At 41.8% G+C, this 15003-nt stretch carries 10 protein-coding genes; 7 read left to right on the forward strand and 3 right to left on the reverse strand.

Features of this window, described 5'->3' with window-relative positions; all coding sequences use genetic code 11:
* The first annotated feature begins 51 nt into the window (after nt 1-51).
* Together NDN13_RS00110 and NDN13_RS00115 are read left to right on the forward strand one after the other, a co-directional pair.
* On the forward strand, nt 52-762 hold the full coding sequence (locus tag NDN13_RS00110) for a BON domain-containing protein (RefSeq protein ID WP_016540459.1): 711 nt from the start codon (nt 52-54) through the stop codon (nt 760-762).
* A 3-nt stretch (nt 763-765) separates the two neighbouring features.
* Nucleotides 766-1638, forward strand: a complete 873-nt coding sequence (locus NDN13_RS00115; protein WP_251116682.1) for an alpha/beta hydrolase — start codon at nt 766-768, stop codon at nt 1636-1638.
* Between the two features lie 18 nt (nt 1639-1656).
* On the opposite strand, the gene nudC is transcribed toward NDN13_RS00115, so the two are convergent.
* The 3 genes from nudC to dnaQ all read right to left on the reverse strand — a co-directional run bounded on the left by nudC (nt 1657) and on the right by dnaQ (nt 5541).
* The gene (nudC, locus tag NDN13_RS00120; RefSeq protein ID WP_251116683.1) at nt 1657-2409 is read right to left on the reverse strand and encodes an NAD(+) diphosphatase; all 753 of its coding nucleotides are present in this window, start codon (nt 2407-2409) and stop codon (nt 1657-1659) included.
* Nucleotides 2409-4055: a chemotaxis protein gene (locus tag NDN13_RS00125; RefSeq protein WP_251116684.1), complete on the reverse strand. Its 1647-nt coding sequence runs from the start codon at nt 4053-4055 to the stop codon at nt 2409-2411. Before NDN13_RS00125 ends, nudC begins: the two co-directional genes overlap by 1 nt.
* Before the next feature lie 127 nt (nt 4056-4182).
* Nucleotides 4183-5541, reverse strand: coding sequence for a DNA polymerase III subunit epsilon (gene dnaQ / locus NDN13_RS00130; protein WP_251116685.1), 1359 nt, complete (start codon nt 5539-5541; stop codon nt 4183-4185).
* 298 nt (nt 5542-5839) lie between these two features.
* On the opposite strand from dnaQ, the gene NDN13_RS00135 reads away from it, so the two are divergent.
* The 5 genes from NDN13_RS00135 to NDN13_RS00155 all read left to right on the forward strand — a co-directional run bounded on the left by NDN13_RS00135 (nt 5840) and on the right by NDN13_RS00155 (nt 14892).
* Entirely contained in the window at nt 5840-9094 is a 3255-nt protein-coding gene (locus tag NDN13_RS00135; protein ID WP_251116686.1) for a LysM peptidoglycan-binding domain-containing protein, read from the forward strand.
* 6 nt (nt 9095-9100) lie between these two features.
* Nucleotides 9101-10942 carry an extracellular solute-binding protein gene (locus NDN13_RS00140; RefSeq protein WP_251116687.1) on the forward strand — a complete coding sequence of 614 codons (1842 nt, stop codon included), beginning with the start codon at nt 9101-9103 and terminating at the stop codon, nt 10940-10942.
* Nucleotides 10943-11238: 296 nt separating this feature from the next.
* Entirely contained in the window at nt 11239-12309 is a 1071-nt protein-coding gene (gene yejB, locus NDN13_RS00145; RefSeq protein WP_251116688.1) for a microcin C ABC transporter permease YejB, read from the forward strand.
* Nucleotides 12309-13319 carry an ABC transporter permease gene (locus tag NDN13_RS00150; RefSeq protein ID WP_251116689.1) on the forward strand — a complete coding sequence of 337 codons (1011 nt, stop codon included), beginning with the start codon at nt 12309-12311 and terminating at the stop codon, nt 13317-13319. Before yejB ends, NDN13_RS00150 begins: the two co-directional genes overlap by 1 nt.
* Nucleotides 13297-14892 carry an ABC transporter ATP-binding protein gene (locus tag NDN13_RS00155; protein WP_251118132.1) on the forward strand — a complete coding sequence of 532 codons (1596 nt, stop codon included), beginning with the start codon at nt 13297-13299 and terminating at the stop codon, nt 14890-14892. Before NDN13_RS00150 ends, NDN13_RS00155 begins: the two co-directional genes overlap by 23 nt.
* Nucleotides 14893-15003 lie beyond the last annotated feature (111 nt).

Raw genomic sequence — 15003 nt, forward strand, 5'->3', positions numbered from 1 at the left:
CTAAATATTGAAAATTGAACAAATTTGTTTGTAGATAGGGAGTCTTGCCAAGTGTTAAAACGTTTATCGATTACGTTGCTTTGCGCTGCAAGTTTATCGGGATGTGCAAGTTTTATTTCTGGTGGTACAGGCACGTCACCCGTTGGAACGAATAGTGGTGAACGTAGTTTAGGGCAGATTTTTATTGATTCTTCAATCAAACGCACTGCAAATATCAATTTATATAAATTAGATCATCGTTTCAAACAGTCACGTATCAACATTGAAAGTTTTCACAGCAATGTTTTATTGACAGGACAAGTTCCTGATCCATATTTAAAACAACTGGCAGAAGACAATTTACGTTCAATGTCGGATGTGAAGGCCGTACATAACTATATTACGGTAGGTGACAAGGTTGGTTATAACACCATCATGCAAGATGCTACAGTCACAGCAAATACCCGTGGTCTGTTAATGAAAGCACCTGTGGTGTCTGATAGTAAAGTGCTTGTGCATACGGAAAATGGCGTACTTTATGTAATGGGGCGTTTAAATACTGCTGAATCAAGAGATTTAGATGATGTCTTACAAAAAGTTGGAAATGTGACTAAAATTGTGACGCTCATTGACAATGTGGATCAACCTTCAGGTACTGTAGCAAGTTCAACCGCGGCAGCGCCGATGGTCGGAACGGCAACGACACAGCCTTTAGTTGAGACACCTGTTGCAATTGATCCAGATCAGGCGGACCCTGCGACCATTACTCCAACTAATCCTTAATTTATGAAGCAACTTATCCAACAAGTACAAGAAAATGTAATTAAGGCGAAAACTCTTTATCAGGAGTTTCGCCTTTATGATTTTGCCAGTTACTCGATTAATTACCTGACTCCCAAAGATACTTTTGACAAGGAAGAGCATCTTGCTTATGGACTGAAAGCAAGACAGCGTCTGGATCTGTATCGAACCCAAAGCCCGAAGAAGCAACGACCGTTAATCGTGTTTGTGCATGGCGGCTCTTGGCAGCATGGTAATAAAAGAGATTATCTATTTGTTGGAGAAAGTTTTGCACGTGAAGGCTATGATGTTGCAGTGATTAACTATCACCTCGCACCTGAGCATATTTTTCCGACCTTTATTGATGATATCGCTCAAGCGATTCACTACCTCAGCCAGAATCAAGGCAAGTTGAATATCTCTACGGACAATATCATTTTGATGGGGCATTCTGCGGGTGCTTTTAATGTGATGTCAGTGGTGTATTCAGCCTATTCACAAAATTTTAAATACAAAGATAAAATTCGTGCGATTGTTGGGATGGCCGGTCCTTATCATTTTGACTATAAAGGCGATCCATTGGCAGAGCATGCCTTTGATCAGAAGGTGTCATATCAGCAAGTGATGCCTTATTACTTCATCGAACCGAATCAGATTAAGCATTATTTATTGATGGCCGAACAAGATCAGTTGGTGGGTAAGGAAAATAGTTTTGATCTGGATAAGGCGTTAAGAGAAAAGGGCAACCATAGTCATATCGCCGTGATTCCAAAGACTGGGCATATTACCATTGTTGCGACACTGGCTAGTTTAATGAGCCATTATTTTAAAACCAAACGGACGATCCTGCACTTTTTGGATGAAGCCTTAGACTCCTAATCAATAAAAAAGCATCGTTTAAGATGCTTTTTTATTGTCGATCATTTGCATGATCATGTTATGGGCAATACTGCCTTTAAATGGAATTTCTGGGAGTTGATCAAATTTAAAAAACGCCGCTTCGCTGATTTCTTCAAGTTGTAGCTGAATATCACCTGAATCATATTCAGCATGAAAGGCAATCATTAAATTACTTGGAAATGGCCAAGGTTGGCTCGACATATAGCGAATATTTTTGAGTTTCAGTCCAACTTCTTCAAAAGCTTCACGTTGTACCGCTTCTTCTAAAGTTTCACCGACTTCAACAAAACCAGCAATTAACCCATACATATTACTTTTATTATGTGCAGATCTTGCCAATAGAACTTCATCCTGACCTTTGGTAATAATGGTAATGATACATGGCTGTACGCGAGGATACTGATGATAAGCACAGGCAGGACAGACCATGGCATATTCTTTAGGATGGATCTCAGTGGCATGGCCGCAATGGCTGCAAAACTTGTGGTTACGACGCCACTCCAGTAATTGAACAGCACGACTGGCTTGTAGGAAGTCACTGCTAGACCATGACTGAATCAGTTCCCGAATAGGAACCAATTGATAGCCTTCGGGAATGGATTCATTTTCCAGCAGATCACGTGCAATGACATGATCATTGTGATGAATGGGGAGGTCACTTGCTAATTTTTCAACTTGAGGAAGCTGAAGGTTTTGGTCGACTAACAGTTTTTGGTGTTGAAAAATATAAGCAAGTGATAGTTGAGTCATTATGCGGCTATAGTTTGTAATTGTTGACTGTTTGATAATGCCACATCAAACATAGATTGCAATACAGGTTGCTTGTTCTTTAAGTTCTCAACCAGTAAATCTAAACCAGCCACAACATTCAAGATGCAATTAATCTGTTCAGCATCGAAGCTTTGATTTTGAGCCAAACGGTACTGTGCAAAATGAGCTGCACCCAATAATGCAGTTTGTTGTGCAGAACTACCTAAGAATAGGGCTGCACCAGAAAGCTCTTTTAGATACTCAGGCAGGGCTTCCAAACTATGCGCAGCAGGGTCTTGAATATATAGGCTCAGGGTCTGAGTTAAGGTATCAATCAGGGTTTTGGTTTCGGTCAGTAATGCTTTATGTGCTTCATCTAAGCGATCAAGCGAAATCTGCATATTATTGACACGTAACTGTAAGCGGCTTGAGGTGTAATTACGTTCTAGAATGCCGATTGAATTCATTGAAGCCAGAATGCTGTTCATCAGCTGTTGCACCGAAGTCGCATCGGTTAAGGTATTCGGCTGACTTAGTTTTTCCGCTTGCTGAGTTAACTCTCTTGCAGCTTCATTTAAATTCAACACTTTAAACACATTCGAGAGCTGGTGTAGCTTCTGTTGCAACTCTTGAGTTTTTTCAGCCGACATATTTTGATGGTTGTACTCAATCTCATTACGAATTTGAGCCATTTCATCAGTCATCAATTGACTGATGGTGTGTACCGTTTCATAGTCAGGGCCGTATAAATGACGGCTTAACACCTGTAGCTGTGTATCGCTGAGTAATTCATCGCCAATATTGAGTTGTTCACGAATATGGTGTGATACATCATCTTCTTGGCTAATACAGATGCATAGAATGTCTGCAAGATCAGCAATACTATTTTTAAAGCTTGCGGGTTGCAGCAAGAATTTACCAATATTGGTTTCAATTTGAATCAGGGTGCGCAGGCGCGCTTCGGTAATGGAGAGCTCATTGATATGGCTTAGCCCAACATTCACCAGTTGCCAGTATTGCTGACTTGGTTGGCCAGTTGCTAAACCTGCCAGATAAACACCGACCAATTTGATCCCTTGTAGATCAAGCGCTGTCTCTGATTGCTGAATCAGTTTGTTTAAACATAGCTTATACAGCTGATGAATATATTGTGACTGCTCCAAACTCGGTGCTTGTGGCAAATTAAAACTTGGCGTAATGAATTCAAGTAGTGGCTGTACGGTTTGACCTTCTTTGGTAAGTGGTTTACCCAATGCTTTCTCTAAACGATTGAGGGTATCGAGTAAGAATTGCGGAACTTTGACTTCACGTAAGCAAATGAATTCAATATAACGCTTCAGCATGGTGGTACCTTCACTGAGAGCAATCACATCACTGGTTTGAATCTGTTGGGGTTGTGCCATAATTTTACGCATCAACTCAGCAGAGTATTGGGTAATTTGCGATAAATGTGGCATATCAATTAATGCGAGCACTTGTGTACATTGTTCAAATTGGTTCAGCGCATCATCAATCCCGAATGGTAATGCTTGTTCTTCGGCAAGGGTATTGACCGCTGTTTCTACCAATTTAATCGAATTGTCGATTTCATTTTTTATTATTAATAATGCCGTTGGGTCGAAATGAATCGAGGTTTGGTAAGACATATGACCTACACCTTTCCTAAGTTGTTATATCCATGGACCTCCTTTTTTAGGAGGTCTAAATCTTTAAGGCTTAATATAACTTAACTTTAGAGCCTTGAAATACAAAAAATTACAGTGAGCTGAAAATTTATTTTGCGAAAAGGCAAGGCTCTCCATGTTTTTGTTCGAATTGTTTGACCCAGGTCTCATGTTCATTTAATTCATGTTCTGATGGCTCGATCACAGGGAGGTCGATTTGTACTCGCTGACGAGTCGTTTTACCTTGGTTTTGTTCTGTTTGTGAAAGGGCATCCATATCAAATGAAACTTGCCCACCGGTCATGGCAAGGTAAACGTCGGCCAAGATTTCGGCATCGAGTAAAGCACCATGGAAAGTACGGTCTCGCGCTGGAATTTCGTAACGACGGACTAAGGCATCCAAAGAGTTTTTTTGTCCAGGGTGCTTATTTTTGGCCATTGCCAAGGTATCGGTAACTTCGCAGACCTCTGAAAGCGGAGGCAATCCAGTGCGTTTGAACTCCATATCCAAGAAGTTCATATCGAAGGTCGCATTATGCGCGATAATTTCAGCGCCTTTTAAATAGTCAAAAAGAACATCAGAAATTTCCGCGTATTTAGGCTTGTCTTTTAAAAAGTCATCGCTGATACCATGCACATTTTCTGAGTCGCCGACCGCTTTTTCAGGATTGATATAGATATGAATCGAGCTGCCTGTAAGCTTACGATTAATCATTTCAATCGCACCTACTTCGATAATACGATCACCATCCTGATAGTAAAAACCGGTGGTCTCAGTATCGAGAATCAGTTGGCGCGGACCCTGTAAATCTAATTTTGCTTTGGTGATCACAATGTGGGGATGCTGATTTTCTGTCGTTGTTACCGTTTGATTCTTTGTTTCACGGTCAATGACGTCTTCACTGTCTACTTCTATTTCAAGATCTGTGTCTTCAATCATCTCATCTGCCTCAGCATCTAAATCTAAACCAAAGGGGTCATTTAAAAGCCAGTCAGCTTCAGGCTTTTTTGTATCAGCGTTAGCCTGTGTTACAGATTTCAGTTGTTGGGCGGTTTGTTCAGCACCTAGGTTGGCCAATTGGTCTGCCATTTCATTGCCTGCATGTCCTGCATGACCTTTGATCCAGTTCCATTCAATATTACGGTTGGCACAGACGGCATCGAGTTTTTGCCATAAATCTGGGTTTTTTACATCTTTCCAGTTTTTCTTTTTCCAGCCATGAATCCATTCGGTGATGCCTTGTTTTACATAATTGGAATCCGTCCAGATAATTAAATGTGCATCAACAGGGCAGAATGAAACGCCTTCGATTGCGGCTTGAAGCTCCATGCGATTGTTGGTTGTCTCAGGTTCACCACCAAACAGTTTATGCTCACCTTGTTCGGTAATGACATATGCCCCCCAGCCACCAAGACCAGGGTTACCTTTGCATGCGCCGTCAACGTAAAGTGTGATTGTTTGTGACATATCTGAACCTGAACAATAAGCGGAATAAAAATTTGAGTATGTGCAATCCAACAAGAAATACACAATATTTAAGTCAATCTAGATTGAGCTGTAATGAATCGAGAATTTTAGCATTTTCGAGCGATGTCTTGTATTGTAAAGCTAAATTCCGATTCTGAACGTTACAAAACTCATCTTTTTTAATTTCTTGTAACATTTCCATGCAAATCACGTTAAATTATTGCCTTGTCTAAGTGCCATGCTTTACTACAATGGCAAATCGAAGAAATAAACTAGCGTGAGTTGACTGGAAGTTTTTATGTATAAATCGAGCACATTGGTGTCGCAAACATCTGCAACATCATTATTCAAAATTACTGTACTCACTTCTGCTCTCGTTGCGTTGGGAATCACCACTGGTTGTTCTTCAACACCTCAATCAAGTAAAACTTCGTCTTCAAAGCAAGTCGGTTCAGGTTATTTGGATGCCAGCAGTTTAGACTCACTTGAAGACTTATTGTCTGCGACGGACATGCGTGCTGTGGAAGGCGATCGTTTATTGGTTCTGAAACACGGTGATGTGTGGAAGCGAATGACAGTTGGATTCAAGATGGACTTGAACCATTGGGATTCACGAATTGAAGCACAACGTAGCTGGTTTATTTCTCGTCAACCGTATTTAGATCGTTTAAGTGCGCGTGCCAGCCGCTATTTATATCACACAGTAAAAGAAGCTGAACGTCGTGGTATGCCAACAGAACTGGCATTACTGCCAATTATTGAAAGTTCCTATGATCCTGCTGCGACCAGTAGTGCAGCAGCGGCGGGTTTATGGCAGTTTATTCCAAGTACGGGCCGAATTTATGGCTTACAACAAACCAGCCTCTATGATGGCCGTCGTGACGTTGTTGAATCGACACGTGCAGCATATGAATTCTTTGGTAGCTTATATAATCAGTTTGGTTCTTGGGAGCTTGCATTGGCCGCTTATAATGCGGGTCCAGGGCGTATCCAACAAGCAATTAACCGTAACCGTGCCGCGGGTTTACCAACCGATTATTGGTCATTGAAATTGCCACAAGAAACCATGAACTATGTTCCGCGTTTCTTGGCTGTGGCACAAATTATTAAGAATCCAAATGCTTATGGGGTGAGTTTGCCACCCATCGCCAACCGTCCTCACTTTCGTGAAGTCAGTTTGGCTGCACCTCTAGAATTGAATCAAATTGCTTCAATCACAGGTTTAAGTCGTGCGGAGCTTTATGCATTGAACCCGGGTTATCGAGGCGAAATGGTTGATCCAATGAGCCCGATGCGTATCTTAATTCCAGCCGATCTCAGCCCTTCGATTGATGCAAAATTACGTTCAGGTAAAACCAGCTCTGGTGGTTTCTGGGCAAGTAATAAAACGCCACCGCCGATGAATACCAATCCGTTGAGTACTTCAACCACGGTTCGTACCACGACCAGTACTGGATCTAGCACCAGTACATCGACAGTAACACCGCCGAATTTAACGGCGAGTAATACTTCTCGTCCAACGACGTCAATTTCGAATACCAGCAAAGTCAACACACCTAGAGGCTCGAATGCTCTAGCTTCATTTGCCGCAGCTGCGGATGTGCCGAGCGCACCGCGTATTCCTGTTGCGATTACACCTGCAACCAATGTGAAACCTGTGGTGACCGAACCGCCAATTTCTTTGAAAGAGCGTGAGCAAATTAGCGCTGCAATTAAAGAAGAAGGCAAGAAAGAAACCGTGGCTCAAGTGTTAGAGCCACAAGCAACACAAGCTGAACGAGATCAGGTTGTGGCTGAAATCAAAGCGATTGCACCGAAGGGTACAGAAATTGTCGATCCATTTGACGGCAAGATCAAATTAACGGCGATTCAGACCAGCCAGTCGGTTGCAGATGAGAAAGGTCAAGAAGTCAGTAAGGGCTTTGCTTATCCAAAGAACTTGGTTGAAGACAGTGCGACGGCCAATAGTGAAGATGCCAAACGTAACCAAGGTAAGCCATATATCAAAACCGATACCGATGTGGTCGTGGTTGCACCGAAAGGCAAGCGCAGCACTTATGTGGTACAGCCTGGTGATACTTTAGCGATTATTGCGCAAAAAAATGGTGTGAACTGGCGTGATATCGCACAGTGGAACCAGATTGATCCAAACGGCACCTTATTTGTTGGCGCAAGCTTATATTTATATGATGCCAAACCTGAAGCGCCTAAAGCTGCTGAAAAACCAGAGAGTTATGTGGTGCAGTCAGGGGATAGTTTAACGAACCTGGCTTCACGCTTTGATTTAAGTCTGAAACAGTTGGCGGATTATAATAATCTGTCTGTGACAGATGGTTTGTTTGTTGGGCAAAAATTAACCTTGATTGAGCCGAAGAATAATAGCCGCACAACACAACAGGCTGCTCGTGCAACTGAAGCTAAGGCCGCAGCGGCTCAAAAAGTTGCGACTAAAGCCTATACAGTGAAGCGCGGTGAATATTTGAAACTGATTGCGGATCGTTATGCGTTGTCGAATCAGGAACTGGCTGATTTAACTTCTGGTTTAACTGCGAGCAGCAGCTTATTCGTTGGACAAAAAATCAATGTGCCATTACACGAAGTGTCTTCAACTCAGGACACCGTTGAGCCAACGAAGAGCAATGTAAAATACGACAATGTCAGTGCATCGACTAGTTATAAAACTGAAAACTATACCGTGCAACGCGGCGATACTTTATCGAGTATTGCAACCAAGTCGAAAATTAGTTTGAGCGAGTTGGCTGAGCTAAATAATTTAAAGTCAAATAGCGGCGTGCGTTTGGGTCAAAGCTTAAAGATTCCAGCAGGTTCAACTGTCCCTGATCAGTATGTGGTGCAGTCGGGTGATAGCTTGAATGCGATTGCAGCCAAGTACAATTTGCAACTGAGCTATGTTGCCGATCTAAATGGCTTGGAAAGAACCTCAGGTGTACGTGTTGGTCAGCGTTTAAAACTAACTGGTGATGTACCTGCAAAAAATACAACAAGCAATACGACCAAATCGAGAGAAGAAACGACACCTGATGTTTATACGGTTAAATCTGGCGATACCTTAGGTAATATTGCGAGTCGTCATAATTTACAGCTCGATTATGTTGCCGGTTTAAATGGTTTAACGCGCGGCAGTAATGTTCGTATTGGTCAAAAGCTCAAATTGACTGGCGACCTACCGAAGACTGAAACAGCAAAAGTAGATGACAGCAAAACAACGACCAAGACTTCAGCATCAAGTCGTAATACTGAAAGATATGCCGTAAAAGCGGGAGAGTCTTTAAACAGTATTGCCAATCGTTTTGGGATGTCTGGACGTGAATTGGCGGAGTTAAATAATCTGAAAGCCAATGCAAGCCTGCAACGTGGTCAAAGTATTTCAGTTCCTAAAACAGTGAGTGAATACAAAGTAAAACGTGGTGATACGCTGATTGGTTTGGCAAGCCGTTATGGTTTGGAAACAAGTGCGTTGGCAGAAATGAATGATTTAACGCCAAGTACTCAGTTACGTATTGGTGACGTGATTAAAGTGCCTAACCTGTAATTGTAAATGATTCAGTTAGGCTTAATCAAAAGGCTTAGTCTATATGCTGGACTAAGCCTTTTTGCTCAGTCTTCATTTGCGGCAATGCAAACCACGCCGTATTTGGCGATGCATGTTCAGCCCAAATATACACAGTTGAAGGTGATGCCTTATGCCAATGCGAATGCACCGAAGGGGGGGACGCTGAGCCAATCGAGTTTGGGGACATTTGATAATTTAAACAGCATGAATGGTAAGGGCAGTTCAACTGAGGGCGTTAATTATTTATTTGATAGTTTGATGGATCGTTCGCTGGATGAGCCGCGTGTCATGTATCCACTACTCGCAGAACAGGTCAGTTACGATCCTGATCAACTGCAATCGGTCACCTTCCACTTGAATCCACAAGCACGATTTAATAATGGTCAGCCTGTAACTGCTGAAGATGTGAAATTTACCTTCGATACCTATCAGACCAAAGCCAATTTAGGCTTTCAAATGTATTTGTCAGATTTGGCTAAAACTGAAGTGTTAGCTAAACATCAAATCAAATTTATTTTTAAGTCTAAGAACAATGTGGAAATGCCACTGATTGTGGCAAGCCTACCGATTTACTCAAAATTGGATTGGAAGAATAAGGACTTTGGTCGCGTCACCCTTCAACCGATTGTGGGGTCGGGGCCTTATGTCGTAGATCGTATAGATGCAGGACGGAGTATTAGTTATAAGCGCAGTCCAAACTATTGGGGCAAGGATTTGCCAGTAAACAAAGGCCGTTATAACTTCGATCAACTCAAATATGTGTATTATCGAAATTTAGATGTTAGTTTTGAGGGGTTTAAATCTCGACAATTCAATTTATACGAAGAAAAAAATATCCGTAATTGGGTTACAGCCTATCACTTTCCAGCAGCGAAATCAGGTTTAGTCAAAAAGTATAAAGCGCAGTTAGGTACTCCTCTAGATATTCAAAGCTTGGTGTTTAATATCCGCCGAGCGCCACTCAATGATATTTATCTGCGTCAGGCATTAACCTACGCTTATGATTTTGAGTGGCAAAATAAGGCACTGTTCTTTAATCAAAATCGGCGCTTGCAAAGTTACTTTGATAATACTGATTTAGCAGCAACTGGCCGTCCGACTGCTGCTGAATTAAAGCTATTAAAACCATATTTGGCCCAGTTCAATCCAGTGATGCGACAAGGCATCTTGGCTGATTGGCGCTATCCTGTTTCTGATGGCAGTGGTTTCAATCGGCAGAATTTATTGACCGCACAACAGATCTTAAAAGATGCAGGTTATCTGATTCGCAATGGTCAGTTATATGATCGAACTGGCAAAGCCATTCGAATTGAATTATTGATGCAACAGGAAAACCCACAACGTGAATTAATGCCGTTTGTGCGCAATTTGAAGCGTTTAGGCATTCAGGTTCAGTTACGGCAAGTGGATGTACCGCAATATATGGAGCGGATTCGTCATCAAGATTTTGATATGATGATGTTGAAACTGCCACAGACTTTAACGCCTGGAAAAGAACAAGCTCAATTCTGGGGAAGTGCAGCAGCAGATGAGGCGGGTAATTATAATTATTCAGGGATCAAGAATCCTGCGATTGATCAGATGATCGCGAAAATTGTGGCGGCAAAAACACGCGATGAGGTGGTGTTGTATACGCGTGTGCTTGATCGTTTATTACGTGCAGGATATTACCAGATCCTGACTTATGGAAAACCTGAGCGTTGGTTTGCCTACTGGGATATCTATCAGCAGCCTTCGGTTAAACCAAAACTTTCTGTAGGGTGGGAGTATTGGTGGGTCGATGCCAATAAGGCTAAGAAACAGGAACAGTCTATACAAAAGCATTAATTAGAATGGTTTGGACTAGCGTTTGATGAAGTCGTTAGATTAATATAACGGAGTCTTACCGAGTTCTCATCTTAATTTCAAGATAAGCTTTCAGCTGGAGTTACTTTGGTTTCGCCCAAAGTAACCAAAGGCATTGTCATCCACAAAACCTGTTTAGTTATTGGACCTCTTTTATTATTTCGCAAAAACATGATCTTGTTTAAAACACGCAGGTTGTGGATGACGTTTCCGCGTATTTTATCTCATGTTAGATTTCATAAAAACTTAGTAAATAAATTAATAAGGGTTCGACTTCAATGGTTCACTATATTCTAAAAAGAATGTTATTGATGATCCCGACATTATTTTTCATTTTATTGATTAATTTTTGTATTGTGCAAATTGCCCCAGGCGGACCTGTCGAACAAGCAATTCAGCAAATTCAAAATGCGCAAGGCTTAGGGGGAGGCAACAGTGCACCCTCAGGTTTGACCACCTTGGCACAATATGAGGGTGCGCGTGGTTTAAGCCCAGAAATGATTGAAACAATCAAAGCCCAGTATGGTTTTGATCGGCCTGCCGCAGAACGCTTTTGGTTGATGTTGAAAGGCTATTTAAGCCTAGATTTTGGTAGCAGCTTTTTTAAAGATAAACCCGTAACTCAGCTGTTATACGAAAAGCTGCCTGTCACGCTGTCTTTGGGCTTGTGGAGCATCTTCCTGATCTATCTGATCGCAATCCCGCTGGGTATCAAAAAGGCCAAACATAATGGCTTGCTATTTGATCAATCCACTTCCTTATTATTAGCCGTGAGTTATGCCATTCCATCCTTTGTATTTGCTATTGTGTTGATTGTTTTCTTTGCTGGTGGCAGTTATTTACAATGGTTTCCATTACAAGGTCTGGTTTCGGAGAACTTTGCCCAATTGAGCCTCTGGGCCAAAGTACAAGATTATTTATGGCATATGAGTTTGCCCATCTTGAGTATGGTATTGGGTAGTTTTGCCGCACTGACGTATTTAACGAAGTATTCATTTGTTGAAGAGTTGCAAAAACCTTATGTACTGACTGCAAGATCAAAAGGACTGAATGACAATCAGATTCTTTATGGGCAGGTCTTTCGCAATGCAATTTTAGTGGTTGTGGCCGCTTTACCAGAAGCTTTGGTCGGTATTTTCTTTGTCGGTAATTTATTTATCGAAATCATTTTTAATTTAGATGGGATTGGTCTATTAGGTTTTGAAGCGATTACTCAGCGTGATTATCCTGTCATTTTTGGGACTTTATTTTTATTTACCTTATTCGGGATGATCTTGCGTTTAATCGGTGATGTACTGTATCAGGTGATTGACCCGCGCATTGATTTTGAATCAAGAGGTGGTAAATAATGTCCCCTTTGATGCGTGCGCGTTTTGATCGATTTAGGCAAAATAAATTGGGCTTTCGCTGTCTGATTTTATTTTTAACGATCTTTGTATTGTCCTTATTTGCTGAATTGATTGCCAATGACAAACCATTGGTGGTTCGCTACCAGCAGTCTTTTTATTTCCCGATTTGGAAAGATTATCCAGAAACGATCTTTGGCGGCACCTTTGAAACTGCCACCGATTATCAAGACCCAGCTGTAAAACAATTGATTCAAAAACAGGGCTGGATGATTTCTCCACCGGTGACTTTTGCTTATCAAACACCAAATTTATCATTGGCAGTACCCGTGCCTTCAGCGCCGAGTTCACAAAATTGGCTTGGAACAGATGATCAAGGCCGTGATGTGTTTGCCCGAATTTTGTATGGCCTGCGTGTTTCTCTTTTATTTGGATTTGCTTTAACGCTGTGTTCTGCGGTGATTGGCATCATGGTTGGCGCAATACAGGGCTACTATGGGGGCTGGATTGATTTAATTGGGCAGCGGATTTTGGAGGTCTGGGGCGGCTTGCCGATGTTGTTCATTGTCATGATCTTGGTCAGTATGTTTAGCCCTAGCATTTATTGGCTATTTTTGATCATGTTGTTATTTGGTTGGACTCAGTTGGTTGGGCTGGTGCGTGCCGAGTTCTTGCGGGCGCGCAATTTTGATTATGTCCGTGCAGCGCAAGCGCTGGGCGTAACGGATCATAAAATTATCTTTAAGCACATTTTACCGAATGCAATGAGTTCAAGTTTGTCACAGATTCCGTTTATGTTGACCACCAATATTATTGCCTTAACTGCATTGGATTTCTTAGGTTATGGTCTACCGCCTGATGCTGCATCATTGGGTGAATTATTATTACAAGGCAAAAATAACTTAGATGCGCCGTGGTTGGTGCTGTCTGGCTTTTTTACATTGGCGATTGTACTGTCTTTATTGATTTTTATCGGGGAGGCTGCACGTGATGCATTTGACCCAAGACGATAACCCGCTTGATCAATCACCGTTATTCAGGATTCAGCAACTTCGTATTAGCACTCAGATAGGTCAGTGCTTACTTGAAAATTTGAGTTTTGATTTATATCCAGAGCAGACGATTGCACTGGTTGGTGAAAGTGGTTCAGGTAAAACCATCAGTGCGTTGGCTCTGTTGGGATTATTGCCTGAACATTTTATAGTACAAGGTAAAGTGGAACTCGATGGAAAGAACTTGCTGGTTTTGAGCCAGAGTCAGTTACAGCAGATACGGGGTAAACGTATTGGCATGATTTTCCAAGAGCCGATGACGGCTTTAAATCCTTTGCATAAAGTAGAACGGATGTTGGGTGAGAGTTTATTGCGACTTGGTATTGCAAAGACTGAAATTCGACAGCGTTGCATGGCGTTGTTGCAGGATGTCGAAATTCACGATGCAGCACATATACTGAAGTGCTATCCCCATGAACTGTCTGGCGGGCAGAGGCAACGGGTTATGTTGGCAATGGCTTTGGCTTTAGAGCCAGAGATTTTAATTGCTGATGAACCAACCACGGCTTTAGATGTGGTGTTACAAGCGCAAATTTTAACGTTGTTAAAAGGCTTGCAGCGGCAGCGAAAGATGGCAATCATTTTGATTAGCCATGACCTGAATTTAGTCAAGCATTATGCAGATCAGGTTGTGGTACTGAATCAAGGACAAGTTGAAGAGCAGGGTGCAGTTCAGAAGATATTTACCTATCCTGAAACGAACTATACACAGCATTTGCTCAATCATAATTTTGGAAAAGCTTTGGCGATACAGCCGACGCAAACCTTGCTTGAATTAAATAACGTCACAGTAAAATATCCGATTCATCATGGTTTATTCAATCAAGTTAAAACCTATAAGATTGCAGCAGAATCCATCCAGTTGAGTCTGTTTCAGGGAGAGGCTTTAGGCATCGTTGGAGAGAGTGGTTCAGGTAAATCATCTTTGGCTTTTGCAATTGCAAGGCTGATCAGCAGCGAAGGTTCTATTCATTTTCAGACACAAGATTTAAACCTGTTGACTCAAAAACAGCTTCGGCCACTTCGACGTGATTTTCAGATTGTGTTTCAGGATCCATTTAGTAGCCTGAATCCTCGTATGTCAGTTGAACAGATCATTGCCGAAGGGCTTTGTCTTCAGCCCATTTCAAAGCAACAGTGCCAAGTTGAAGTTGACGCTGTTTTGGCAAAAGTCGAATTATCTTTAACAGATAAAGACAAGTATCCGCATCAACTCTCTGGTGGGCAACGGCAACGTGTGGCACTTGCAAGAGCATTGGTACTCAAACCTAAGCTACTAATTTTAGATGAACCGACCTCCGCCTTGGATCGGACTACGCAATTGGCCATCATTCAATTGTTACGTCGTTTGCAGCAGCAAGAACACATCAGCTATATCTTTATCAGTCATGACTTACAAGTCATTAAAGCACTGTGCCAAAAAGTTCTGGTGATGCATCAGGGCAAAGCCTTGGAATATCAAGCCACAACACTTTTATTTAGCCAGCCTCAGACTGAATATACCCGTCAGCTTATTTCTGCTAGCGAATATTAGCATTGTAATTAAATTGACATATGCTATTGTCAGTTCATCGGAAGAATGCTTGACAGTAACAATAATCAGATTAAATTAGAGTAAATACTCTAATTGTAGCAGAGGATGACC

The sequence above is a fragment of the Acinetobacter sp. C32I genome, from assembly GCF_023702715.1.
Lineage (GTDB): Bacteria > Pseudomonadota > Gammaproteobacteria > Pseudomonadales > Moraxellaceae > Acinetobacter.

Excerpts from the sequence above, each read along its gene's own strand:
- NDN13_RS00115 (WP_251116682.1), top strand. The coding sequence starts at position 766 with ATGAAGCAACTTATCCAACAAGTACAAGAAAATGTAATTAAGGCGAAA.
- nudC (WP_251116683.1), bottom strand. The coding sequence starts at position 2,409 with ATGACTCAACTATCACTTGCTTATATTTTTCAACACCAAAAACTGTTA.
- NDN13_RS00125 (WP_251116684.1), bottom strand. The coding sequence starts at position 4,055 with ATGTCTTACCAAACCTCGATTCATTTCGACCCAACGGCATTATTAATA.
- dnaQ (WP_251116685.1), bottom strand. The coding sequence starts at position 5,541 with ATGTCACAAACAATCACACTTTACGTTGACGGCGCATGCAAAGGTAAC.
- NDN13_RS00135 (WP_251116686.1), top strand. The coding sequence starts at position 5,840 with ATGTATAAATCGAGCACATTGGTGTCGCAAACATCTGCAACATCATTA.
- NDN13_RS00140 (WP_251116687.1), top strand. The coding sequence starts at position 9,101 with ATGATTCAGTTAGGCTTAATCAAAAGGCTTAGTCTATATGCTGGACTA.
- yejB (WP_251116688.1), top strand. The coding sequence starts at position 11,239 with ATGGTTCACTATATTCTAAAAAGAATGTTATTGATGATCCCGACATTA.
- NDN13_RS00150 (WP_251116689.1), top strand. The coding sequence starts at position 12,309 with ATGTCCCCTTTGATGCGTGCGCGTTTTGATCGATTTAGGCAAAATAAA.
- NDN13_RS00155 (WP_251118132.1), top strand. The coding sequence starts at position 13,297 with ATGCATTTGACCCAAGACGATAACCCGCTTGATCAATCACCGTTATTC.